This is a genomic window from Clostridium lentum (assembly GCF_014287815.1).
Classification (GTDB): Bacteria; Bacillota; Clostridia; order Clostridiales; family Clostridiaceae; genus Clostridium; species Clostridium lentum.
Map to the genome: position 1 here is coordinate 94,060 of NZ_JACOOQ010000006.1, position 25,837 is coordinate 119,896.

General features: G+C 28.1%; 25 protein-coding genes and 1 tRNA gene. 12 read left to right on the forward strand and 14 right to left on the reverse strand.

Translation table 11 applies throughout. The features are described from left to right. The first annotated feature begins 31 nt into the window (after positions 1 to 31). Both H8R92_RS05185 and H8R92_RS05190 read left to right on the forward strand, forming a co-directional pair. The gene (locus H8R92_RS05185) at positions 32 to 472 is read left to right on the forward strand and encodes a transposase family protein (protein WP_186834887.1); all 441 of its coding nucleotides are present in this window, start codon (positions 32 to 34) and stop codon (positions 470 to 472) included. A gap of 16 nt (positions 473 to 488) precedes the next feature. Further along, positions 489 to 1,802 (forward strand): ISL3 family transposase, encoded by a 1,314-nt coding sequence (locus H8R92_RS05190; protein ID WP_186835695.1) that lies wholly within the window; start codon positions 489 to 491, stop codon positions 1,800 to 1,802. Positions 1,803 to 1,855: 53 nt separating this feature from the next. On the opposite strand, the gene H8R92_RS05195 is transcribed toward H8R92_RS05190, so the two are convergent. The 5 genes from H8R92_RS05195 to H8R92_RS05215 form a co-directional block, all read right to left on the reverse strand. Continuing rightward, positions 1,856 to 2,026 (reverse strand): hypothetical protein, encoded by a 171-nt coding sequence (locus H8R92_RS05195; RefSeq protein ID WP_186834889.1) that lies wholly within the window; start codon positions 2,024 to 2,026, stop codon positions 1,856 to 1,858. A 243-nt stretch (positions 2,027 to 2,269) separates the two neighbouring features. Further along, complete coding sequence (locus tag H8R92_RS05200) at positions 2,270 to 2,776, reverse strand: hypothetical protein (protein WP_186834890.1); 507 nt, start codon at positions 2,774 to 2,776, stop codon at positions 2,270 to 2,272. Then, positions 2,773 to 3,045, reverse strand: coding sequence for a hypothetical protein (locus H8R92_RS05205; RefSeq protein WP_186834891.1), 273 nt, complete (start codon positions 3,043 to 3,045; stop codon positions 2,773 to 2,775). The genes H8R92_RS05200 and H8R92_RS05205 overlap by 4 nt, the downstream gene beginning before the upstream one ends. A gap of 101 nt (positions 3,046 to 3,146) precedes the next feature. Then, entirely contained in the window at positions 3,147 to 3,338 is a 192-nt protein-coding gene (locus H8R92_RS05210; RefSeq protein WP_186834892.1) for a hypothetical protein, read from the reverse strand. A gap of 265 nt (positions 3,339 to 3,603) precedes the next feature. Further along, positions 3,604 to 4,128, reverse strand: a complete 525-nt coding sequence (locus H8R92_RS05215) for a cysteine hydrolase family protein (RefSeq protein ID WP_186834893.1) — start codon at positions 4,126 to 4,128, stop codon at positions 3,604 to 3,606. Between the two features lie 252 nt (positions 4,129 to 4,380). Here H8R92_RS05215 and H8R92_RS05220 point away from each other — a divergent pair, with 252 nt between their 5' ends. Then, positions 4,381 to 5,412 carry an IS1595 family transposase gene (locus H8R92_RS05220; protein WP_186834894.1) on the forward strand — a complete coding sequence of 344 codons (1,032 nt, stop codon included), beginning with the start codon at positions 4,381 to 4,383 and terminating at the stop codon, positions 5,410 to 5,412. Positions 5,413 to 5,506: 94 nt separating this feature from the next. Then, positions 5,507 to 5,827 carry a DUF3784 domain-containing protein gene (locus tag H8R92_RS05225; protein WP_186834895.1) on the forward strand — a complete coding sequence of 107 codons (321 nt, stop codon included), beginning with the start codon at positions 5,507 to 5,509 and terminating at the stop codon, positions 5,825 to 5,827. Positions 5,828 to 6,381: 554 nt separating this feature from the next. On the opposite strand, the gene H8R92_RS05230 is transcribed toward H8R92_RS05225, so the two are convergent. Both H8R92_RS05230 and H8R92_RS05235 read right to left on the reverse strand, forming a co-directional pair. Continuing rightward, on the reverse strand, positions 6,382 to 7,380 hold the full coding sequence (locus H8R92_RS05230) for a GGGtGRT protein (RefSeq protein WP_186834896.1): 999 nt from the start codon (positions 7,378 to 7,380) through the stop codon (positions 6,382 to 6,384). Between the two features lie 20 nt (positions 7,381 to 7,400). Then, a complete protein-coding gene (locus tag H8R92_RS05235; RefSeq protein WP_186834897.1) occupies positions 7,401 to 8,093 on the reverse strand; it encodes an iron-sulfur cluster assembly scaffold protein in 693 nt (230 codons plus the stop codon). A gap of 290 nt (positions 8,094 to 8,383) precedes the next feature. On the opposite strand from H8R92_RS05235, the gene eno reads away from it, so the two are divergent. Further along, positions 8,384 to 9,679 (forward strand): phosphopyruvate hydratase, encoded by a 1,296-nt coding sequence (gene eno, locus H8R92_RS05240; RefSeq protein WP_186834898.1) that lies wholly within the window; start codon positions 8,384 to 8,386, stop codon positions 9,677 to 9,679. 215 nt (positions 9,680 to 9,894) lie between these two features. Here eno and H8R92_RS05245 read toward each other — a convergent pair whose 3' ends face one another. Next, positions 9,895 to 10,707, reverse strand: coding sequence for a ZIP family metal transporter (locus tag H8R92_RS05245; RefSeq protein WP_186834899.1), 813 nt, complete (start codon positions 10,705 to 10,707; stop codon positions 9,895 to 9,897). Positions 10,708 to 10,867: 160 nt separating this feature from the next. On the opposite strand from H8R92_RS05245, the gene H8R92_RS05250 reads away from it, so the two are divergent. Continuing rightward, a tRNA-Leu gene (locus H8R92_RS05250) sits at positions 10,868 to 10,950 on the forward strand. Positions 10,951 to 11,285: 335 nt separating this feature from the next. Here H8R92_RS05250 and H8R92_RS13465 read toward each other — a convergent pair. Further along, positions 11,286 to 14,447, reverse strand: coding sequence for an AAA family ATPase (locus H8R92_RS13465; RefSeq protein ID WP_186834900.1), 3,162 nt, complete (start codon positions 14,445 to 14,447; stop codon positions 11,286 to 11,288). Position 14,448: 1 nt separating this feature from the next. After that, positions 14,449 to 15,627, reverse strand: coding sequence for an exonuclease SbcCD subunit D (locus tag H8R92_RS05260; protein ID WP_186834901.1), 1,179 nt, complete (start codon positions 15,625 to 15,627; stop codon positions 14,449 to 14,451). Positions 15,628 to 15,984: 357 nt separating this feature from the next. On the opposite strand from H8R92_RS05260, the gene H8R92_RS05265 reads away from it, so the two are divergent. Beyond that, the gene (locus tag H8R92_RS05265) at positions 15,985 to 16,833 is read left to right on the forward strand and encodes an MBL fold metallo-hydrolase (protein ID WP_186834902.1); all 849 of its coding nucleotides are present in this window, start codon (positions 15,985 to 15,987) and stop codon (positions 16,831 to 16,833) included. Positions 16,834 to 16,932: 99 nt separating this feature from the next. Here H8R92_RS05265 and H8R92_RS05270 read toward each other — a convergent pair whose 3' ends face one another. Both H8R92_RS05270 and H8R92_RS05275 read right to left on the reverse strand, forming a co-directional pair. Continuing rightward, the gene (locus H8R92_RS05270) at positions 16,933 to 17,343 is read right to left on the reverse strand and encodes a hypothetical protein (protein WP_022212160.1); all 411 of its coding nucleotides are present in this window, start codon (positions 17,341 to 17,343) and stop codon (positions 16,933 to 16,935) included. Between the two features lie 4 nt (positions 17,344 to 17,347). Beyond that, on the reverse strand, positions 17,348 to 19,345 hold the full coding sequence (locus H8R92_RS05275) for a molybdopterin-dependent oxidoreductase (RefSeq protein ID WP_186834903.1): 1,998 nt from the start codon (positions 19,343 to 19,345) through the stop codon (positions 17,348 to 17,350). 181 nt (positions 19,346 to 19,526) lie between these two features. Between H8R92_RS05275 and H8R92_RS05280 the strand changes: the two genes are divergently transcribed. Beyond that, positions 19,527 to 19,673, forward strand: a complete 147-nt coding sequence (locus H8R92_RS05280; protein ID WP_186834904.1) for a hypothetical protein — start codon at positions 19,527 to 19,529, stop codon at positions 19,671 to 19,673. A gap of 54 nt (positions 19,674 to 19,727) precedes the next feature. After that, a complete protein-coding gene (locus H8R92_RS05285) occupies positions 19,728 to 19,952 on the forward strand; it encodes a hypothetical protein (RefSeq protein ID WP_022212158.1) in 225 nt (74 codons plus the stop codon). A gap of 461 nt (positions 19,953 to 20,413) precedes the next feature. On the opposite strand, the gene H8R92_RS05290 is transcribed toward H8R92_RS05285, so the two are convergent. After that, the gene (locus H8R92_RS05290; protein WP_022212157.1) at positions 20,414 to 20,761 is read right to left on the reverse strand and encodes a hypothetical protein; all 348 of its coding nucleotides are present in this window, start codon (positions 20,759 to 20,761) and stop codon (positions 20,414 to 20,416) included. A gap of 295 nt (positions 20,762 to 21,056) precedes the next feature. On the opposite strand from H8R92_RS05290, the gene H8R92_RS05295 reads away from it, so the two are divergent. From H8R92_RS05295 to gtfA, 3 genes are all read left to right on the forward strand, one after another. Then, positions 21,057 to 21,794 (forward strand): NAD-dependent protein deacylase, encoded by a 738-nt coding sequence (locus H8R92_RS05295; protein WP_186834905.1) that lies wholly within the window; start codon positions 21,057 to 21,059, stop codon positions 21,792 to 21,794. Positions 21,795 to 22,090: 296 nt separating this feature from the next. Then, complete coding sequence (locus tag H8R92_RS05300) at positions 22,091 to 23,047, forward strand: carbohydrate kinase family protein (protein WP_186834906.1); 957 nt, start codon at positions 22,091 to 22,093, stop codon at positions 23,045 to 23,047. A 22-nt stretch (positions 23,048 to 23,069) separates the two neighbouring features. Continuing rightward, positions 23,070 to 24,533, forward strand: a complete 1,464-nt coding sequence (gene gtfA / locus H8R92_RS05305; RefSeq protein ID WP_186834907.1) for a sucrose phosphorylase — start codon at positions 23,070 to 23,072, stop codon at positions 24,531 to 24,533. Between the two features lie 66 nt (positions 24,534 to 24,599). Here gtfA and H8R92_RS05310 read toward each other — a convergent pair whose 3' ends face one another. Continuing rightward, a complete protein-coding gene (locus H8R92_RS05310) occupies positions 24,600 to 25,586 on the reverse strand; it encodes a LacI family DNA-binding transcriptional regulator (protein WP_022168860.1) in 987 nt (328 codons plus the stop codon). Between the last annotated feature and the right edge of the window lie 251 nt (positions 25,587 to 25,837).

Consider the following 25,837-nt stretch of genomic DNA (forward strand, 5'->3'; position numbering starts at 1 on the left):
ACTAGTTAAAGTAAAGGAAAATAATCAAAAGATGAATAATTTAATTAAACTATTAGATAAAAATTTAGAATATATAGAACATGAAATTATAGAAGATACTATTTATATATCTGTAAAATCTATTAAAGAATATATTTGTTGTCCTTATTGCTGTACTCCTTCAAATAAGATTCATTCAAAGTATAAAAGATCATTTCAAGATTTACCTATTCAAGGACTAAAGGTAATAATTATTATAACTAATAGAAAGATGTTTTGTAAAAATGGTGATTGTAATCATAAGACTTTTTCTGAAAAATTCAATTTTATAAATAACAAAGCTAAAAAGACAAAGAGATTAGAAAGAGAAATTATTAATGTTTCCTTAAATATGAGTTCTATAGCTGCTAGTAAGTATTTAAGTAAGAATTTAGCTAATGTAGGTAAGAGTACAATTTGTACTCTTTTAAAAAAAAGATATAATAACACCTAATAAATCTGAGGTGGAAATGGTTTGTATTGATGATTTTGCAATTAGAAAAGGTGTGAAATATGCAACTGTAATGATTGATATAAATAGTCACAAAATAATTGATATGATAAACTCACGTGATTATGAAGAAGTTCCTTCTTGGTTAAAAGAATTTCCTAATTTGAAAATAGTATCAAGGGATGGCTCACTTACATATAAAAAAGCTATAACTGCTTCGCACGCGGATGCTATTCAAGTTACAGATAGATTTCATCTACTTAAAAATTTAACAATGTATTGCAAAAACTATTTAGTGAAGCATCTAAAAACTAAAGTAAGTATAGAGTTGCCAGCAAATACTTCATCTAATGGTAAAATGGTATTTTGCATGAATAATAATAAAAAATCACTTAAAGATAGATATTTTTATGCTATAGATTTGTATAATAATGGTATAAGTAAAAGTGCTTCTTGCAAGCAAGCTAATATAGATATTAGATTATTTAATAGGTTGTTGCCCTTTGATAATGAAGAAAGACTAAAGTACTTTAAGAGTAAAAAAGAAATTGCTCATGAAGAAAAAGTTGCTGAAAAGGAAAAAAGAATTAACTTAGTTCGTGAAATGCATGAATCTGGGTATTCCATGAGAGGAATTGCTAGAGAATTAAATATGGCAAGAAAAACTATTAGCAAATATTTAGATCCTAATACAACAGCTATTGATAGTTCTTATGGTACTAAAAAGAGTGGAGGATTATTAGCTGAATATACTGATAGAATTAATGAATGTATATCTTTAAAATTCAAGTTTAGTGATATTGAAGTTATGATAAGAAATCAGGGGTATACAGGTTCTACTAGTCTACTTAGACGATATGTATCTAATATTAAATCTGATATTAAGTTACAATATGAAAAATCTAAAATCGATAATAAAAACTATATTTTTATTGAAAGAAAATTAATACTTAAATTACTTTATCAGCCTATATATAAAATTGAAGATTTAGATAAAAATTTATTTGAATTATTATGTAAGCAATATACATATGTAAGTAAAATTTTAGAGATAGTTAATAGATTTAGAGAAATATTAAAAAATAAAGATGTAAATAAATTAAATTTATGGATTGAAGATTCTTTAAATTTAGGTATTAGTGAAATTAAAAGTTTCATTAATGGATTAAAACAAGATATTGATGCTGTGAAAAATGCCATTTCTTTAGACTATAATAATGGACTAGCTGAAGGAAGCGTAAATAAAATTAAGGTTATTAAGAGAATTATGTATGGTAGATGTAATTTTGAAACTTTACGTAATAAGGTTATTAATTTAGAAAATTTAAAATAAGATAAAACTCTCCTCAATAACTTAATAATTATATAAGTATTGAAGAGATTCAACTAACATTGGAAAGAACCACTAATAGTGTCTCCTATACATCCTATACTTACTTCATAATTTGAAGGTAAATTATTTTTCAAATCTATGAAATTTGAAGGCAGATGTTTACTAGCAGTAATGTATTTCATTTTTATATCTTCTTCGCTTAATTTTTTCTTGTTAAAATTCATTGCTATACTCAACTCCCCTATTTATATTTTATATAGTCAATGAATTTTAATCAATCTTTACCAATAATTAAATTAATAAATTTTATGTACATAAAAAAGTAGGAACTAACTGCTCCTACTTTTAAAAACATATTTATAATGATAATTTTTTTATAAGCTTTCTATCTATTTATATGTAATATTTTATATACTTTTATTTATTCTTACATATCTCACTTCATTCTTGATAATTATATATTATATTTACTTAATGTCTTTTATATATTCTGCTTCTATTGTATTTAAAATTTTATCTATATATTTAGAAACAACAGAATAGTCCTCTATAATTCGTTTTAACATATATGTTGGATGAGATTTAAAATTTAAATCATAATCACTCATAGTAGTAATATTGGGTGAATTCCTATGAGTCATTTTATTTCTCCATTTATTAATATATCTATGATTTCCTTTCCATTCTCCTTCTAATTGGGTGTTATCTTTTTGATTTAAATAACTATTAATATTATGTGCTTGTTCTTTAAATTCTTCAAAATTCTTTATTTTATAAATTGAATACTTTCTATAATAGTCTTTCCTCTCTTGATTAAACAACTTATTGTAATAAATATCATTCGTTGGTATTTTTATATTATAATATAAGCAAAATAATTGTGCTAAAATATCCCATAAACTTGATATTCTAAATAGTGAATTTTCTATATAATAGTATGCTAATCTTTCTTCTTCACACTCAGTTATAATCATACTAAACTTTTTTTTAATGTATCAGAATATGCATACTCAATTGCTTTATCAAAACAAAATTTAATTTTCCAATCTAAATCTATTAATGTATCATATATTGTTTTATATTTCATTAATTTACTAAATGGTGAACTTTTATCTTTTGAAGAAATGACACCAAATAAATATCTATCCTCTCCGATAAATAATTTAAATCGGTTAGGACTATACGAAACTTCTGAACATTTCATTCTTAAATAATTAATTTCTTCATTTAAAAATTCATTCATACAATCTTTACCTTCTTCTAAATAATATAGTTTAATACTAATTAAATTATATACTAAAAATAATAAATTCTAATAAAAAAAGAGCTAATGTTAGCTCTTTTTTATCTAAAACATTCTATTTGATTTTTATTAACTTTAATTAGATTTTCAATTTCTTCATTTTCTAGCCCAAGTAAAATAGCAAATTGAATATTTATATTTCTTATATTAAAAAGTTCATCTTCTAAATTTTCAATTCTTTTACTTAATTTTCTTATTCTATCATCTATATTATTTATTTCTTCTACACTCATTATAATATACTCCTTTTCTAAAACTAACTTACTATTTAATATAGCTTTTGTAAAAGGAATATTTTTATACATATTTAACCTATATTCTAGTTTTCCAATTATATTAATGATTTATACGTTATATAGTCAATATTTTAAAATAATATTTTTTAGTTAAATTTCTGTTTAAAACTGATGTTGATAACAAAAAGCATAAAAGTAGGTAAATTTATTTATCTACTTTTAATTCGAAATATTTTAAAATTATTCATTAAATATACTGTATTTAACGTTCCAACATATTAAATACCTTATTAATAGAAATACATTTAGCATATCTATCATTCCACATAAATTCATTATAATATTTATAACTTTGCTCTCCACTAAAAAAGTCATTATCAACAGTTGAGTTAGCATAGCTTGGTACAATCATATTAAGTCCATGTTCAAAACCACACTTTATGGTAGCATCTATACATTTATCAGTTTGAAGTCCAACAACAATTATATCCTTTTCACCTTTTTCTCTTAAATATTCTAACAAACCAGTTCCTCTAAATGAACTATTTACATTTTTTACAAACACTTTTTCTTGTTCCATAGGCTTAAATTCTTCATAAACTTCAAATCCATCTTTTCCTTTTGTTAAATCACTTTCTAATCCATCATCATGTATTACATATAATACTTCAATGTTATTTTTTCTTGATGTATTAATTAATTCCCTAATATTTGTAACAAAATTTTCAAAATTATATAATTTACTATTTACTAATAATTTTTGTGTATCAACAACTAATAAAACCATTTATGTACTCCTCCATCACTTCATCAAATCCCCATTTATCTATGTATTATCAGAAAAATTATTAATTCACATTAAAATACAAGTGTGCAATAACTTATATTTTTATTATATATCTATTTGTAATATAATTCCATAAGAAATAGATATAATATATTTTTATTTAAGGCTGTGTTAGACAATAATGTTGATATGTGCATATAATTTTTAAATAGTGGTATAATATAGATAATCACACTATGGGAGGTAAGATTTGTGGCAACTATTTCAAATATAAAGTCATATATAACTTCATTAAATGAATATCAACTAAGAGAATTATTTAACTATATAGGTGAAATACTTACTCTTGGTTCTTCTAATGGTAGTCTTAACGAAGAATTCAGAGAATCAAGATTTAGCAAGGGTCAATGCTGTCCTCATTGTGAATCTACTTCTGTGGTGAAGAATGGAAAACTGAAGGGTAAGCAACGTTATGTGTGTCGTTCTTGCAATAAATCCTTTAATGATTTAACTAAATCTGCATTATCTTGTACTAAGTTACCTTTACAAACGTGGATTGAGTATGTTAAAGGAATGGTTATAGGACTTTCTATAAGAAAGAACGCTGAAAATGTAGGTGTAGGTGTTAAAACATCATTTTATATGAGACATAAAGTTCTTGATTGCATAAGAGCATTTATGGGTGTTGGTGCTGTAGATGGCATAGTAGAAATGGACGAAACATTCGTTGCTGAGTCTTTCAAGGGGAATCATAAAAAGAGTGGGTTTAAAATGCCGAGACCTGCTCGAAAAAGAGGTAAACAAATTAAGAAACGTGGTATAAGTAATGAGCAGGTTTGTATAACAACAGCAATTGATAGAAATGGAAATATAATATTAGAACCCTTATGTAAAGGAAGGGTTACTTATAATGCTCTTGAAAGGCTTTATGAAAGACGGATAAACCCTAATTCAATAATCTGCACAGATAGTCATAAATCGTATATACAATTTGCCAAAGACCTTGAATTAGACCATAAGAAAATATCAAGAGGTCATTATAAAAATGATATCTACCATATAAATCATGTTAATTCATTGCATAGCAACCTTAAAATTTGGATGTATAGATTTAAAGGGGTATCCACTAAATTCCTATCTAATTATATGAGTTGGTATAAGTGGTTGCAAAGTTTTAGCACAGATAAAGAAGTTATAAAGACAAAGAATATGCTTATCCATAGCATAATTCCATTTGTTGATACTAAAATAGAGAGGTATAAAATTAGAAAACCAAACTTATAATATTTTGTAAAATAATTGAAATATGATACAAAATAATTTATAATAAGTTATATAAAACTATATATTGAAATATAATTTATTGTGAGGTGATTTTATGGTTGGTGAAATACTAATGGTTTGTTTGTTTATACTTATTGGTATAATGTTGTCATTAGGTAAATGGTCGTTTTTAATAGCAGGATTCAATACAATGAGTAAAGAAGAAAAAGAAAAGTATGATGTAATATCTTTATGTAAATTTACGGGGAAAATTATGTTTGTAGTTGCTTTTTCTATAGCATTATTTATTTTAAGTGATATATTGATGATGCCTATATTGCTTAATATTGGTGTCGTTATAATAATTAGTTCGGTAATATTTGCAGTAATATATGCAAATACAGGGAATAGATTTGAAAAGAAAAAAATAAGGTAGTAATACTACCTTATTTTTATGTTGTATATCAACAATTTAGTCTAACAGAGCCTTATTTAAAAATAATAATTAACCTAATATTTATATAAATTTCAATATCAATAAATATTATAAGTTATTATCTCTTTTTCCTTCTCTCTATAGCAGTTTTTTTCACAAAAAAACTTGCTATCTATGTTCACTCAAAAAAAGTCCCGAAAAAACTTCGACCTGACTCTAGGCTAGATTTCATCAAGCTTTATTCCCACTTTTTCATCAGCAGTAATAAAAAAGTCTCGAAAAAATATTTTTGTATTTTTAAGGAGTTATCCACAGGGGCAACCTTCGGTTGCAGAGAAAAGGGTTCCTCAATCATAAAAATGTCTCGAAAAATTTCCCCACTATCTTCACGCCTCCTCATCTCCCTTTTTCCCTACACTAACACAAAAAGAGCCCCATACAAAATCATTACAATTTCGTATGACACTCTATTTTTCTGAACTTTTTTATAATTCTTTTCGGAACTATTTTATAAAGTTCGAAACTTTTTTATAAGTAAACAATTAAAAATAATCTTATTTAGAAGCTTCTTCTATGGCAACTGCAACTGCAACAGTAGCTCCTACCATTGGGTTATTACCCATACCAATTAATCCCATCATTTCTACGTGAGCAGGAACTGATGAAGAACCAGCAAATTGAGCATCTGAGTGCATTCTTCCCATAGTATCAGTCATACCGTAAGAAGCTGGACCTGCAGCCATGTTATCTGGGTGAAGAGTTCTACCAGTACCACCACCTGATGCAACTGAGAAGTACTTCTTACCTTCTTCGATACATTCTTTCTTGTATGTTCCAGCAACTGGGTGTTGGAATCTTGTTGGGTTAGTTGAGTTACCAGTGATTGATACATCAACACCTTCATGATGCATTATAGCAACACCTTCTCTAACGTCATTAGCTCCGTAACATTTAACAGCAGCTCTTGGTCCGTTTGAGTATGGTTTTTCATTAACGATTTCTAATTTACCTGTGAAGAAATCGAAATTAGTTTGAACATAAGTGAATCCATTAATTCTTGAAATAATCTTTGCAGCATCTTTTCCAAGACCGTTTAAGATAACTCTTAATGGTTCTTTTCTAACTTTATTAGCTTTTTCAGCTATTTTGATAGCACCTTCAGCAGCAGCGAATGATTCGTGTCCTGCTAAGAATGCGAAACATTTAGTTTCTTCTCTTAAAAGCATAGCTCCTAAGTTTCCGTGTCCTAAACCAACTTTTCTGTCGTCAGCAACAGAACCTGGAATACAGAACGCTTGTAATCCTTCACCGATTGCAGCAGCAGCATCAGCAGCCTTTGTGCAACCTTTCTTTATAGCTATAGCAGCACCTAAAGTGTAAGCCCACATAGCGTTTTCGAATGCTATTGGTTGAGTTGATTTAACGATATCATAAACGTTAATTCCCTTTTCATCGCAAACAGCTTTAGCATCTTCTATTGTTTTCATTCCGTATTGTTCTAATACTGGAGTGATTTGTCCTATTCTTCTTTCATAACTTTCAAATAATGCCATGATTAAATTCCTCCTTACAATTATTCGTGTCTTGGATCGATTAATTTAACAGCGTCAGCAACTCTTCCGTATTGTCCTGCAGCTTTTTCTAATGCTTCATTAGCATCCATTCCCTTAGCGATCATTTCCATCATCTTTCCAAGGTGAACGAATTTGTAACCGATTATTTCGTTATCTTCATCTAAAGCGATTTTAGTAACGTATCCTTCAGCCATTTCTAAATATCTTGGTCCTTTAGCAACTGTTCCGTACATAGTACCAACTTGAGATCTTAATCCCTTACCTAAGTCTTCTAAACCAGCTCCTATTGGTAATCCACCTTCAGAGAAAGCAGTTTGAGTTCTTCCGTAAACGATTTGTAAGAATAATTCTCTCATTGCTGTATTTATAGCATCACAAACTAAGTCTGTGTTTAAAGCTTCTAATATAGTTCTTCCTGGTAATATTTCTGAAGCCATAGCAGCTGAGTGAGTCATACCTGAACATCCAACTGTTTCAACTAATGCTTCTTCTATTACTCCACCTTTAACATTTAAAGTTAATTTACAAGCTCCTTGTTGAGGTGCACACCAACCTATTCCATGAGTTAACCCTGAAATATCTGATATTTGTGTAGCTTGTACCCATTTTCCTTCAACTGGAATTGGAGCACATGCATGATTAGCGCCTTTAGTTACAACGCACATTTCTTCAACTTCTCTTGAATACATCATATATTGATTCCTCCCTAATTAATACTAGTTATAGCTTGTCTCATTTTTACATATGTAGACTAAGTACTTAACCGGGTCAAATTCAAGCCCACTTGGGCTAAATTCATCCTACTCTTAATATGATAACAAATGAATTTGTTACCAACAAGACTTTTTTATAATTTTTTCAAAAAAAATATTGATTTCGTCAATTTTGTATTATATAATTATTCTAATTGAAAATGATTTTCATTAATATATGATTTGATTTTTCATTTATTTAAGATTTTTTTAGTTTTTAGGAGGATTTTATGAAAAATATTGTTGAAATAGTTAATATCATTGCTAGACAAATACTTGATTCTAGATGTTTCCCTACAGTAGAAGTAGAAGTTATCTTAGAAGATGGTACTATAGGAAGAGCTGCCGTACCATCAGGAGCTTCAACTGGAATTTATGAAGCTGTAGAATTAAGAGACGGTAATAAAGAATATTTTATGGGTAAAGGTGTTAAAACTGCTGTTTCTAATGTAAATGATATAATTGCTAAAGAATTAATTGGGTATAATGTCTTTGACCAAACAACCATTGATAAAAAACTTATAGAACTTGATGGAACTGACAATAAAGGTAAATTAGGTGCAAATGCTATTTTAGGTGTTTCTTTAGCTGTTGCCAATGCTGCTGCTAATTTCTTAGGCTTACCTCTATATCAATATGTTGGAGGAGTGAATGCTAAGGTTCTTCCTGTACCTATGATGAATATAATAAATGGTGGTTCTCATGCAGATAATTCAGTTGATTTACAAGAATTTATGGTAATGCCTGCTGGTTTTAATTCATTTGATGCAGCAATTCAAGCTTGTGCTGAAGTATATCATTCATTAAAGAAAACTTTAAATGAAAAAGGATATTCAACTGGTGTAGGTGATGAAGGTGGATTTGCTCCAAATTTAAAATCAAACGAAGAAGCCATCGAAGTAATCTTAGAAGCTATTACAAAAGCAGGTTATGAACCTGGAAAAGATATGTTTATTGCCATTGATGCTGCTTCATCAGAATACTATAAAGACGGAAAATATGTTTTAGAACACGAAGGAAAGACTTTAACAGCTTCTGAAATGGTTGATTTCTTAGAAAGCTGGGTTAATAAATATCCAATTATCTCTATTGAAGATGGTATGGCTGAAGAAGACTGGGAAGGTTGGAAACTACTTACTGAAAGAATCGGTAAAAAAGTACAATTAGTTGGTGATGACTTATTTGTTACTAACACTAAGAGATTAGAAGAAGGAATTAATAAAGGTGTTGCTAACTCTATCCTTATAAAGTTAAATCAAATTGGAACTTTAACTGAAACTTTAAATGCCATTGAAATGGCAAATAGAGCTGGATATACTGCTGTTATTTCTCATAGATCTGGTGAAACAGAAGATACAACTATCGCTGATTTAGTTGTTGCTGTAAATGCCGGTCAAATAAAAACTGGTGCTCCAGCTAGATCTGAAAGAGTTGCTAAATACAATCAACTTATAAGAATATCAGAAGAACTAGGTTCTGTAGCAGAATTTAGAGGAACAAAAGCTTTCTTCAATATCAAAAAATAATTAATATAAAAAAGGAACTGTCGCATTAAGAATAAATAATACAATATTATTGTATATAAAATTTTTAGTGCGACAGTCACTTTTTTCTTTTACTTCTAAAATTTTTAAACTTTTTATTTTTTTAAAATATTTCAGTATAATCCTCAATCTTTTAATTATCAATTTTCAAAATTCCTACAGAAGTTTCCTACCAACTTTCCATTTTCCATTAACAATTATCCAAGTGCCACATCTAAAACCATCATAAGAATAAATCCTAAAATCAATCCAAAAGTAGTAAGTTTTTTATTTTCTATTGATGCTTCTGGTAATAGCTCTGCTCCAACCACAGCAATCATTGCTCCTGCAGAAAAAGCTAAAAAGAAAGGTAGCATACTCCTAATAGTTATAGCTGCAATTACCCCTACTACACCTGCAATAGGTTCTACAATACCAGAAGCTTGTCCATAAAAGAAGCTTTTTTCTCTTGATAATCCCTCTCTTCTTAATGGCAAAGATACAGCAGCACCTTCTGGAAAATTTTGAAGCCCAATACCTAAGGCTAAGGTCATAGCAGCTGCAACGGATGCACTAGGTATTCCTACTGCTACTCCACCAAAGGCTACCCCTACTGCTAATCCTTCCGGTATATTATGCAATGTTACCGCTAAAACAAGTAAAATGCTTTTTTTATAACTTTTATTTTTTTCTAGGCTCTTATTATTTACTGGTATAATACCATATGAATATTTATCCATAAGCATATCTGCAAAAATAATAAATACTCCACCTGCAAAGAACCCTATTGCAGGCAATAAAAACTGGCTATATCCAAGTTCACCACATAATTCAATTGCAGGATTTAGCAATGACCAAAAACTTGCTGCTGTCATTACACCTGCCCCAAAGCCAAGCATTGAATTTAATATCTTTCTATCTACATTTTTAAAGAAAAATACAAGTGCTGCTCCTAAGGCAGTTACAGACCAAGTAAATATAGTTGCTGTTAACCCTTGTAGCACTGGACTTAAACTAATAAACCATTCCATTCTTCTTTAAGTATTCTCCTAAAATTAGTTTTCTCTACATTATATTGCAATATTTTGACATCTGTTCCCTTTAAATTATTATATAATTATTTTCTCTACTATGTAATTAGTTGACATTATAGAAACTTCATGATAGTATAATTAAGTGATATTTTTACAAGCCGCCATGGCGGAACTGGCAGACGCACATGACTCAAAATCATGCGGGCAACCGTGTGGGTTCGATTCCCACTGGCGGCACCAAAATACCTCTTGCAATTGTAAGAGGTATTTTTTGTATTTTCTTTTTAGCAATTTTTATTTATAATTGTTTATTATTCATCCCATAATCATTTTTCTTAAAATTTCTGATATCTTATAGACAATTAATTGTATTTCTTGATCCTTAGTTTCTGAATCTGAAGAATAAATTGATTGTCTTTCACAATTCCTCTAGCAAACTTCATACAATATACAGATTAAATTCATAATGTCATTATTTTTTATATTATTTATCCATGAATCAACTTCATTATTTACCATAATAAAATCTTTTATCTTAACATTTTTAGTAGGAATTTAAATTCGGATGAATAACTCTATTTCATAATAAATTTGGCATGGCTTCCACTTTTACCTAATGATACTTCAAGCCTTGCTTCAATTCTTTCCCTTAATTCATCAACATGTGATATTATTCCTACAAGTCTTCCTAAATTTTTTAAATCCATTAAGGCATTAATTGCTCCATCTAAAGATTCTGGATCTAAACTACCAAAACCTTCATCCACAAACATTGTTTCAATATGCACTCCCCCTGCATAACTTTGAATTACATCTGCTAACCCTAATGCCAGTGCTAGAGAAGCTTTAAAACCTTCTCCACCTGATAAAGTATTTACATGCCTTTCCTTTCCAGTATATGCATCAATAATTTCTAGTTCTAATCCTGACTGTTTAGTACCTTTACCCTTTTCAGCCTTTCTTTTTAAAGCATATCTCTCATTAGTCATCTTACTTAACCTTCTGTTTGCTGCCTTAATAATATCATCAAAATATGCTGCTAATACGTATCGTTCAAAGGTTATTCTCTCTAAATTATTTCCATTAGCTAGTTCTGAAAGCTCACCTATTACATTGTACTCGCTTTCATCTTCTTTTATCTTATCACTAATCTTTATAATCAACTTCAATGTATCCTTATTGCTAGTTAACCTAGAGAATATTTTCTTTTCCTTAGAATTTAACTCTCTTAATTCATTTTCTTTTTCATTTAAGCTCTTAATAATTAAATCTATATCAATATGTTCCTTATCCTTCAACTCTTCTTGTAGCATTAGATATTGATCTTTTTTAGATTTTAATCTTTGATAAAACTCTTGTATTTCCTTCTCTATGATTTTTAATTCTTCTTCACTAATTTTGCTTTTATTATAATCATTACTATCTATAAAACAGCTTTTTTCAATAGCTAATTTAAATTCAAAATCTTTTTCACTTAATATGCTGTTCCACTTGACTAATAAGTTATTTTTTTGTAGTAAAGCTTCCTTATTTTCCGCCACTATATTTTGCATTCTTGTATATACATCAAGAGCCTTTTTTGAATTTACTTCAAGCATAGTAATTTTATTTTCAGATTCCTTAATCTTTATTAATATTTCATCTTCACTTTCCATATCTTTAGGTAGATTTTCTTTTATCTCCTGTAATAAAGCCATTTCCTTTGCAGACTCTGTTAATAAATTTTGATATTTATTATTTTCTTCTTCTGAAATATTTTGTAAACTTTCTTGATTCTTAAGAAACATCACTAGACTATCTTCATCTTCTTTTTTACTAGCAATAGCTACATCTATGTTTTTTATTTTTTCTACTAATTCCTCAATTTCTTTAGCAATTGCTTTACCTCTTTCAACTACATTACTATTAATAGCTTCAAAATTTTTCAGCTCATTTACTTCTATCTTTATAGTAATTATTTCTTTCACTCTCTCTACTTTTTCAGTAATAGTATCATTCAACTGATTTTCTATTTCACTATTCTTAATAGTTAATGCTTGCATAAACTTATCATATAAGACCTTTTGTGCTTCATAATCTTCTTTAAACTTTTCTAATTGCTCTTCTGTAGGTACATTTTCTGGAACTAAGGCTTTCTCTGGATGATTCTCTGAACCACATACTGGACATTTCACTCCACTCTCAAGGTTCATGGCAAGTATACCTGCCATACCTTTTCTAAATAAAATATCACCATCATCATAGTTTTTCTTAGCTTGATTGTATATATTTTCCTGAATATTAAACTTTTCCAATAGCAAATTATATTCATCTCTTAAGTCTATATATTTTTTTATAGACCTATATACTTCCATTAATTCTGCTTTTTGACGTTGTTTTTCACTTAAAAGATTACCATATTGAACTCTTTCTAGTTCCTTCTTGGCGTTTTCCGTAATCCTATTTCTTAAAAATTCAATATTATTTACTACATTTTCTAGCTTTAACTTAATTGAATCTTTTACTTTTTCTTGAGATGTTAACTGCTGCTTAAGGCTATTTATCAAAATTTCTTTTTGTTTATAATCCTTAAATCTACTAATAATTGCATTTAGTTTACTTTTTTCTTCTATAAGCCTGTCTTTCCCCTTTTCAAGTTCCTTACACTCTTCATAATGTTCTTTACTCTCTTTTAAATCTTTAGTATTACTCTGCAACTCTTTTTCTTTATTAACAATTTCCAATTTATTTGCTTCTATTTCTTTTTTTGCCTCATTAATGCTTCTTTCCAAATGAATTAAAGATAATGCCACTCTTCCTTTTTCTAAAACTTCCTGACGCTCATTCATGGCTTCCTTCTTTTCTTCTAAATAATTTAATTCCTCTTGGACTTTTTCCTTTAATTGAAGCTTATTATTTATTTCTTTGGCTTTAATTTCATGCTCTTTAATTTTGAATATTTCTTCATTTACTTTTTCAATATCCTTTTTAATAAGATATTCCTTTTCATTGTCTGCACCAATTAGTTCCTTAACTAACCTTATAAGCTCCCAAATATCCTTATTATCTTCTTTAATTAATAAATTTAATTCTTCATTATCATTTCCATCAATTTTAGTTATATAAGCTTCTCTCTTTTGCTTATCTCCTTCAATTTTTCTTTTTAATATAAGCTGCTTTTCCTTTAATTTATCTTGGAATTTCAAAAACTTCTCAGTACCAAAAATATTTCTAAAGATGATTTCTTTATCCTTACTTTCAGCTTCTAGTAATTTTTTAAACTCTCCTTGCGGTAACATTACTATTTGTTTAAATTGATTTGAGTTTAATCCTAATATCTTTTCAACTTCCTTAGTAGCTTCTGTAGTCTTGCTGATAACTCTATCATCAGGCAGTAAAAATTCCACACTATGTTTCTTTTCTACCACTTGGATATTACCATTTTTCTTTGTCTTTTCAATTTTCTGTGTAGGATATCTGGTAATTGAATACATTTTGCCCTTTACCATAAATTCTAAGGTAACATAAGAAGTTTCACTTTTATCAGCATGATCGCTTTTTAAAGAATCAATAGTCCTACTTCCTCCACTTGCTTCACCAAATAAAGCAAAAGATATGGCATCAAATATTGTAGTTTTCCCTGCTCCTGTTGGCCCACATATCAAAAATAAATTATTATTTTTTAAAAGGCTAAAATCAATTTCCTCTTTTCCTGCATAAGGTCCAAAAGCATTTATTGTTAACTTAAGCGGTTTCACTTTATTTTCCCCTTTCCAATTCCTCTAATATTTTAATAACCTCACTATTTCTTGCTTCATCCATTTCCTTGCCCTTTAAATCAATATAAAACTCTCCAAATAATTCATCCAATGACTTTTCTCTAAAGTTATCTCCTGCTGCTGTCTTGCTATTTTCAATTCCTAAAGAAGTGTTAACCATTCTAAGTCCCATAATATTAGGAAATACAGCTCTTAGTTTAGATATGGCATCTAATATTTCTCCTTCATCTGTTATTTCAGCAAATACATAATCATTTAAATTAGTGCCCTGATGATTTTCTCTATTTAATAGCTCATCAATAGGTCCTCTTATTACTCTTAAATCCCTTAATGGCTTTATCTCTATTAATTCTACCTTTAGATTTTTGTCTTTATTAATATCTATTACTGGTATGGACTTTTTCTGCTTCCATTCCGATATGGAATATTTTAAAAGAGAACCTGAGTATCTAATTTTATTACTACCTACCTTTTGTGGTCCATGAATATGCCCTAATGCCACATAATCAAACTTTTCAAATATACTGCCATCCACTATATCCGTTCCCCCTATGGATAAAGGTCTTTCAGAATCACAAACTTCTAATCCACCTCTATGTTCCTTATCTTCATATGAATAACTAACATACCCATGAGCTATCAAGATATTTCTTTCATCAATATCTAAATTTTCATATATCCTTGATACTATTTCTCTCATCATATCATCATGAGTTTTAATTTCTGGATTCTCATACAAAATCCTAGCTTGAGCCGGATCAATGTATGGTAGTAAATAAAAATTCACACTTCCATAATTATCTTTTAGTGTTACTTTCTTAACTTCTCCATTAAAATTTCCTTCTATATATAACCCTTTATCTCTAAGGAGCTTATTTCCAAATGATAACCTTTCAGCACTATCATGATTTCCCCCAATAGCTAAAACAGGAATCTTAAGTTCTAAAATTATTTTGCTAAGTATAGTATCTAAAAGTTCTACCGCCTCAGCTGGTGGAACTGATCTATCATATATATCGCCAGAAATAATAAGTGCCTCTGCTTCCTTTTCTCTCAATAATTCCACTAATTTATCTAAATAATATTTTTGCTCCTCTATCATCGAATACTCATTGACAATTTTTCCAATATGCCAATCACCTGTATGGACTATTTTCATTTAAAAATCACATCCCATCACTTTCTTAAAGATTAAAAATAAAGTGTAATAATTAAAACCCCTTTACACTTTATACTACTTATCTTATATTACTTCTCTTTAACTTCTTTTTCAATTTAATTATATTTATTATAAACTTCATAACTATTTTTAAAGCTGTATTATACCAATAAAAAATCCCTATTAAGTCTATTTTTTCATCAAATTAACTAATTTGATCTATAAATATATAACATAATATTTTTAAATATTATGTTATATATGGTATAATAAGGTAAGTGTTATATTATAATTTACTTTGCAAATCTTAAGTATTTTATACATATATTAAGGTAAAAATTTATATGGAGGTATTTTATGAAATTTATTATTACAGGTTCAGGAGGATGTGTAAGCATTCCAAGGCCTTTATGTACTTGCAATATTTGTAATGAAGCTAGAGAAAAAAGTTATCCATATGCTAGATGCGGATGCAGTTTATTTTTAGATGATATAAAATTATTGATAGATACACCAGAAGATATTGGACATGCATTAAATCACTGTAATATAAAAGAAATAAATTATTTATCTTATAGCCATCTTGATCCAGATCATACTTTTGGAATGCGAGTTATCGAACAATTAAGACTTAACTGGCTTGACTTATCTATCAATAAAAAATGTGATAATCCAATAAAAGTATTAGCTCTACCTAATGTATTAAATGATGTTAATGCCTTAAGTACAAAATATGGTTCTATTTTTGACTATTATGAATCCTTAAATTTAATAAAAAGAAAATCAGTCAACAAAAGAATAGTAATTAATGACATCAAGATAACATTTGTTCCTGCTAATGAAGAAGCTACAGTAACAATATTCATTTTTGAACAAAATGGTAAAAAATTAATCTATGCACCATGTGATGTGAAGCCATTTCCTAATTCAAGACTATTCTATGATGCTGATTATCTTATCATAGGTAATACTATAATTGGAAACATACTTAAAAATAATTTCTATTTGACTAAAAATAATCCACTTAATTTAGAGTTATTTTCATTTGAAGAGGTCTTAGAACTAAAAGTAAAATATAATATTCAAAATGTCATAATAACTCATTTAGAAGAAGATTGGGGTAAGTCATATGATGATTATCTTAATTATGAAAAAGAATGTATAGCCATTAAATTTGCTTATGATGGAATGACTATTGAATTATAAAAACATATCTATATAATAGAAATAATTTGTTTAATAGATGTAATGTTTATAAATTCTTTCTAAAAAATTAAGGCTGATGTCATTGATCAGCCTTAAACTTTATAATAATTTTTTAACGTCTTCAAAAGAAGCATTAATGGTAAATATCATATTCTCATCTATTTTTAATGTACATTTATCTTCTTTTTCTTTTATCTTATCTAGATTTAATCCACCCTTATGTATTTCTTTAAATTTAGTAGCAGCTAAATTTACCTTGAAGTTTAAATCCTTCATACCAGTTATTTTTATATCATTAGAACAGCTTCCGCCATTATTAATCTTTAATCCTATTATATTACTTCCTTTTCCTAATACTTCATTAGCTGGTATATAATCAACATCTATATTACCAGTTATGGTCATCCATCCTCCACTTAATTTTATTTTTGACATTAAGTTTACCTCATAATTTTCTGTTATAATCTTTAATAAATTACCTAATTGATATAATGTTAATTCTTTTTCCATCTTTCTATTCTCCTTTTTCCTTAACTATCTCTACTAATGTTTCATGATAAGTTACTTGTCCCCCTATATCTGATATACCTGATATAGTTAAATAATTAGGATTGCCATGCCTCTTCCACCATCCAGCATACATCATAACTATATTATCACTAATGCAATCATCTACTACAATTTTTACAGTAATTTTTCCATTATCAGATATTAAGCTAACATTTTCTTTATCATTAATATTTAATTTTCTTGCTTCATTACTATTTATATACGCCATAGCAATATCTTCTTCATCCATAAAATGTTGACTAAATAATGTATCCTTACTATGGGTAGTTAGTAATCTAAACTTAGACTCTTCTTTATTATGGCTCATTTTATTAAAACTAAATTCTATTTTTCCACTTTTAGTTAAAAACTTTTTATCTTCCCAAGCTACATTCTTGTGAGGAGTAAAATAATTATTCTTTATATATTGTAAATCAATTTCCTTATGGATTCTTTTTAATGGCTTGATAACTTTATTAAGATATTCCTTTTTTTCTACCATTGGATATCCTTTAAGTTCAAGCCTTCTAGCTATCTCTCTAAAAAAGTAATATTCATCCATTAGCTCTTCTGCTGGTTCTATGAGTTTTTCATTAAAAATTAAATATGGATTAGTCATAGAGCTAAAAAGTAAATCTTCACTTTCCAATGTGCTACTGGCAGGAATAAATAAATCACATTCTTCTGCTGTATCAGTCATAAACATATCAATGCATACCTTAAATTCAATTTTTCTAAAAGCATTCTTTAGCTTGTTTAAATTGGGTAGCTGATTTAATAAATTACTTTTAGTTATTACAGACATCTTTAAAGGAACATTATCTTCCTTTACCCCTTCCTGCTCTAAGCAATATATATTGTTTTTAGCATGTGCTTTTCCCTTTACAGCATCATTTATAAACTCACTAATATGACTAACATAAAACTCTCTACCTTCTCCATAAACAGCACTATTATAAGGGTCAGTATTTAAAATATCTGGATAAACTCTGTTAGCATAATTAACACCGCCTCCGCTTATACCAATTTGCCCTGTTATAGCACCTAAAAAGCTTATTAACTTAATGGTATTACCACCATTATAATACTTTTGCATACCATATCCCAATAAAATACTAGAATGCTTTTCACTATAAAGCTTTGCTAATTCTTCAATTTCATTTATTTCTACACCACATATAAAAGATAAATTATTCATATCTAATGATAGCAAGTAATCTCTATATTCTTCAAAACCATTTACATATTGCTCAATATAATCTTTATCTAAATAATTTCTTTCAATAATAATCTTTCCCATAGCTAGTGCTAAAGCTTCATCTCCACCAGGCTTTACTCTTACATATTTATGTGCTATTTTTGCTGTTTGAGTAAAGATAGGATCTATAACAATGATTCTACTACCATTAACCTTAGCTTTCTTTATACTTTGCATAGTATGTATAGTAGTATTAGCTGGATTCTTACCCCAAACAAATATATTTTTGCTATGTATAAGATCATCCAACGAATGGCTTACAACATCCCCAAAAACCTGTTTTTGTGCATGTATACCTGCACTCCAACAAGGTCCACCTTTTGCCTTAGATGCACCACCATAAAAATTAAAAAATATTTCTCCTATACTCTTTAATATGGAGCCATTACCATACTGTTCATAATATAATACTGACTTGGGAGAATATTTATCTTTATAAAACCTTAACTTATCAACCATTATTTCTATGGCTTCATCAAATGTAATTTCCTTCCACTTATCATTAACTTTTAATAAAGGCTTATAAATCCTCTTGTGGTGATTTAGCCTCTCTAAATGAGCTAGGCCTTTTTTACAGATAAATCCATTAGTGTAGGGATGTTCCTTATCACCTTCAATTTTAATGATTTTTCCTTCTTCAACATATACATTAAACTTACAACAGTCAAAGCAATCTAATGTACATCCATGACTTAGCTTATCCATTTCCCCACCTCAATATTTTTTCTAGTATTCCACTGCTGCTATACATAATCCTTTAGCAGATGCTTTTTCTCCTGCACATAATCTTTTTCTTTCATTATATTATCCATCTTTATTTTTCTCATTATCGGTCTCCTCTATAATATTCTCCTAACTATATATTCTATAATATCATATTGCTTAAATGCATTACATAATAATATTTAAAAAAAATCAATATTTTTATTACATTATATGGAATTTAATTTCAAATAGAGTTATAATAATACTAGAAGAAAGAAAGAAAGAAGATGATTATATGAGATTTGTATTTAATGCAGGTCATGGATAGTATTTTTATCAATATATTAAATTTATCTAATTATTTGAAAGAAGAGTGAATTTTATGAAATATAAAAATAATAATCATGACGATTACAGATTTGAATATAAGAATGATCATATACTAGTTTTGAAGTATTATACTCAAACTAAGAAATATGCTCCTTATACTTCTATGCTTAGCGAAAGAAATATGAGTGAAGAAACATTTAATAAGATTTGTGAAGATTGGTACACTAGAAAAATAGCTGAAGAAAAGGCTAGAGCTGCTCATAAACGTGCAAGCTAGTTCTTTTGCCAAATTACACACCTAATTTAATATATATAATATATTTAAAAAATGTAGTAAGTCATATAACTTGCTACATTTTTTATTTATCCTCTTTTTAAAGCAATTGTCAATATACCAAAAAAGCATCTATTGCTGTGGTACAATAGATGCCTTTTGGCTTATATATTTAAATTATGACTATGTTTGTAGAGCTAATAAATAATATAAAAAGATTTTAGGATTTAATGTATTCAAGATTTCTGTATTAAATGTGTGATATCAATACAGAATAATGTTGTTAGCACATAATCATAATATATATAACTTATTCAACTGATAATAATTATCATCTTCACTTATTATGATATACCTTTTATTAAAACATGTCAACTATTTTTTTATATTTTTTTAATAATAGATAATGATAAAAAAATAGCCTATATCAAAATTGATATGAGCTATCTTCATTAAGTAACCTTTTATTCTTTTATTAAAATTGATTTTAAATCATTAGTTATTACCATTAGTCTAGTTTTCTTTTCATTTCTTAAAGTGCTATAATCTCTTGGTGTTGATAAAAGTGCTGATAAACCACTCATAGTTTCCCACCTTTTTAAATCTTCTTTTGCTTCTTTATATTTATATACATTAAATTTAATACCTTTTTCCAATATTATCTTATCTATTCCATGGTATCTGATTTCTAAATCTTCTAATTTTGTTAAATTTTCTACTGTAGCTTTATTCTTTTCAAGAAACTTCATTATTCTGCTTCTTTCTTCTTCTATTTCTTCCATTTCTACTACTAAATCGTATACACTTTTCATCTCTTGTCCCTCCATAATTTCTGTCTTATAAATACATAGTAAAATTACTTTACCCTTTCATCTTTAAATAATTTTCGTTATACAACTACATTGTAACATATATTAAAATCAGCAACAATAAGATAAATATAATAACTTTCTTATAGATACTTTTCAAAGCTATTAATTACTAATAATACTTTTATTATGGTTATGTATAATATATAAATAAAATTAAAATAGAGATTAATTCATTCTATTTTTCAAACATGTATGCCATAATATAACTATAAATATATAATTCGGAGATGATTTTGTGAGTACTGAAATAGAAAAATTAACTCAAATACTTAGAGATAGTAATAATATTGCATTTTTTGGAGGTGCAGGGGTAAGTACCGAAAGTGGAATACCTGATTTTAGAAGTTCAAATGGATTATATAGTGAAAAGTTACATGTAAACTTTACTCCTGAACAGTTAGTATCTCATAGTTTTTATATAAGATATCCTGAAGAATTCTTTAACTTTTATAAGGCTAAACTTATTTATCCTGAAGCAAAACCAAATGATGCTCATAGAGCCTTAGCTAAACTTGAAGAAATCGGTAAACTTAAAGCTGTCATAACTCAAAATATAGATGGCTTACATCAAGCTGCTAGTTCTAAGCACGTCTATGAACTTCATGGTTCTGTTTTAAGAAATTATTGTGTTAAATGTCATGCCTTTTATGATGAAAAATTTATTTTAGAATCTAAAGGAGTGCCTACTTGTACTAAATGTGGAGGAAATGTAAAGCCTGATGTTGTTCTTTATGAAGAAGGCTTAGATGATAATGTAATTAGAGGTGCTATTGCTGCCATTTCTAAAGCAGATACCTTAATTATAGGTGGAACTTCACTGGTTGTTTATCCAGCAGCTGGGCTTATTAATTACTTTAGAGGTAAAAATCTTGTTCTAATTAATAAGAGTTCAACTTCCGCTGATAATAAAGCTGATTTAGTTATTCATGAGGCTATTGGGAAGGTTTTAGGAGAAACTGTTAATAATATTTAATATTAAAGATGGTATCTTAAAATCAATTTTAAGATACCATCTTTACTTATTTAACCTCTTAATAAAGTTTTATAAATTCCTCTACCATTTTACTAGCATTTTTTTCAGCTATAGGTAAGAACTCTTCATCTTTATATATAAAATGCTACTCATTTATCATTTACTAAGTTTTCATAACCATCAGTGAAATCTATAATAATTCAAATATGCAAAAAGATATATGTCAATCGCTTGACATATATCTTTTTTTCACTTATACTTTAGTTATATAATTCCAATTTAAGGGAGGGTTAGCAATGTTTAACTTTAACAATGTTGTAAAATTTGATAATAAGAGATTTGACGTATTTGCAATTGGAGAATTATTAGTTGACATGATTTCTGATGATTATGATGCCGACAATAGTTGCAATAAATACTCAAGATATTTTGGTGGTTCACCTGCAAATATTACTATGAATATAAAAAGACTTGGTGGTAATCCTATTATTTCAGCTTCTGTTGGAAATGATAGATTAGGTGAATTCTTAATTAATAATTTAAAGAAAAATAATATTAATACTGAATTTATTAATAAAGTCAATAATTCTACAAGTATGGTACTTGTAACTAAAAGTAAGGAAACTCCACTACCTATTTTCTATCGTAGTGCAGATTATAATTTAGAATACAATGAAGATATAGGTTCAATATTAAAAAATAGTAAAATAGTTCATTTTTCATGCTGGCCTATTTCTCAAAAGAAATCAAGAAAAGTTATTGAAAAAGTTATTGAAGAAGCTAGAAAAAATAATGTTCTTATAGGTTTTGATCCAAATTATCATGAAATGATTTGGGAAGAAGGACATGATGGAATAGAATATATAAAAAATCTTATTGGAAAGTTAGATATAATAAAACCTTCAGAAGTTGATGCAGAAAGAATTTTTGGCCCAGATACTCCTGAAAATCATGTGGACAAGTTCATTCAATGTGGTGCAAAACTTGTAATAATGACTTTAGGGAAAGATGGTGCAATAGTTTCTAATGGCACTGAAACTATTAAATTTAAAACTTTAGCTACTGAAGTTGTAGATACAACTGGGGCTGGAGATGCTTTCTGGGGTGGATTCTATACAGCACTAACTAGTAATTACCCTTTAAAAGAAGCTTTAAATATTGGTTTTGCAACAAGTGCTTTCAAGCTAAAAAATGTAGGTGCTATTGCAGAATTGCCTTCTATAGAGGAATTAAAAACACTTTATAATATATAGTTAATTAAGAGGAGATATTAAAATGACGGTTAAAAATAAAGTTCAACTTATAACTTATGCTGATTCTCTTGGTGGAGATTTAAAAACATTAGATAATGTACTTACAAAATATTTTCCAAATAAATTTAAAGGTGGTATTCACATACTTCCTCCATTCCCTTCATCAGGGGATAGAGGTTTTGCACCTCTTACTTATTTAGAAATAGAACCTCAATTTGGTACATGGGATGATATTCGTAAAATAGGTGAAAAACATGATGTGCTTCTTGACTTAATGGTTAACCATATTTCTAAAAACTCAGTATTCTTCCAAGACTTCTTAAAGCATGGGAAAGAATCAAAATACGCTGATTTATTTATTACATTAGATAAACTATGGAATGATGGAAAACCACTTCAAGCAGATATAGACAAAATGTTCTTACGTAGACAAGTTCCATATTCAACATTTAACATAAATGGTGAAGACGTTTCTGTTTGGACTACCTTTGGTAAAGAAACACCTTCTGAACAGATAGACCTTGATATTAACTCTGATGCGGTTAGACAGTTATTAAAGGAATTCTTCGAAAACTTCCATAAAAACAATGTTAAAATTGTAAGACTTGATGCTATAGGATATGTAACAAAGAAACTTGGTACTAGCTGTTTCTTTGTTGAACCTGAAATATATGAATTCTTAGATTGGATATGTGATTTAGCTAAATCTCTTGATATTGATTTACTTCCAGAGGTACATGCTCATTACACAACTCAATTTAAATTAGCTAAGTATGGTAACTATATTTATGACTTTATACTTCCATATATGATTCTTAGCACTTTAGTTAATAAATCTAGCTCTCAAATTATAGAATACTTAAAAGTAAGACCTCATAATCAATTTACAATGTTAGATTGTCATGATGGAATTCCTGTAAAACCTGACTTAGATGATTTAGTATCAACGAAGGATGCTAGGAAAATTGTTGATCATTGCTTAAATCATGGTGCAAACTTAAGCTTAGTTCACTCTGATGCTCATAAGAGCCCAGATGGATTTGACGTTCATCAAATAAGATGTTCTTACTACTCTGTTTTAGGATGCAATGATGATGCTTACTTAACTGCTAGAGCAATTCAATTCTTTGCTCCAGGTATTCCACAAGTATATTATGTTGGGTTATTAGCTGGTGAAAATGATGTTGAAAATGTAAAACGTACTGGAGAAGGACGTGAAATTAATAGACACAACTTCACTTTAGAAGAAATTGATAAAGCATATAATCAAGATGTTGTTCAAAGATTACTTAAGCTTATTGACTTTAGAAATGATTATCCTGCTTTTGATGGCACTTTCCATATTGAACCTTCAAATGATAATGAAATGATTTTAACTTGGAAAAAGGATGATAAGTATTGTACTTTAAATGTTGATTTAACTACTAGCAAGTCAACTATTAAATATATAAATGATGATGGTATAACATCAGTTTACCATATATAACTTTTACATTCTAAACAAGTGGCTATTGCAATAATGCAATAGCTACTTACTATTTATTACTCTTATCTACTCTACACTTGTACTTCTTCTAACTACTAAATCCACTGGTAATATAGTTTGTTCTAAAATTTCTGTGTTAGTATATTTAGCATCAATTAAATGAATAGCTAACTTTGCCATTTCTTTAATTGGCTGCTGTATAGTAGTTATTGTTGGTGTTGTTAATTGTGATATTTCAACATCATCAAAACCAACTAATTTAATATCCTTTGGAATTTTAATATTTAATTCATAACAAACCTGAATAACTTGTGCTGCTATTAAATCACTGCTAGCAAATATTCCATCAACTCCATCTATTTCACTAAGTGTATTTTTTATATACTCATAATAATTCATTTCATTATAGGCATTTATATCAAACTTTTTAATAAAATATTCAACATTATTTTTATTACATATATCTATAAATGCCTTTTCTCTATTATCAGCAGGCATTTCTTCATCAATTACACCACTAAAATGTACTATTCTTTTACATCCACATTTTATTAAATGCTCTGTTGCAAGGCATCCCCCTTGATAATTATCACATTGTATTCCTAGTTTTCCTTTTTCAAAATTCTTTTCTAATAATACAATTGGGATATTTCCTGTGTTAATCATATTATATTCAACATTGCCACTACATAAAATTATTCCATCTACTCTATTACTTTTACACATGTCTAAATATTTTTTCTCTTTTGTAGCAGTGTCCTTGCTATTACATAGTATTATTTTATAATCTTTTTTCGCTGCTTCATTTTCTAAATTGCTTATTAACTTAGAAAAATAAGGATGAGATATATGTGGTACTATCACTCCAATTGTATTACTTCTCTGCTTTGTTAATGAACGCGCTATTTCATTAGGCTGATAACTTAACTGATCCATAGCTTCATGAACTTTACTTTTTGTTTTTTCACTAATATATCCTCTATTATTAATAACCCTTGATACAGTTGTTGGTGTAACTCCTGCTAGTTTTGCAACATCAACTATTGTAGCCAAAATTCATTCCCCTCTCTTTATTGTACGACTATATTTATTTACAAAATTCCTACACTCCTAAAATAATAAGTATAAATATTGCTGAAAGTAAATTTGCTACCTTTATCTTTGTAGCAACGTATAAAGTTACTATACTCTATTATGCACATTTACATATAGTTATTGTCAATATTTTCATAATAAAAAAGTACATAACCTATACAAATAATTCACCTACTCACTTTATGTCTTTTTTTCATAAAAAATAGAAA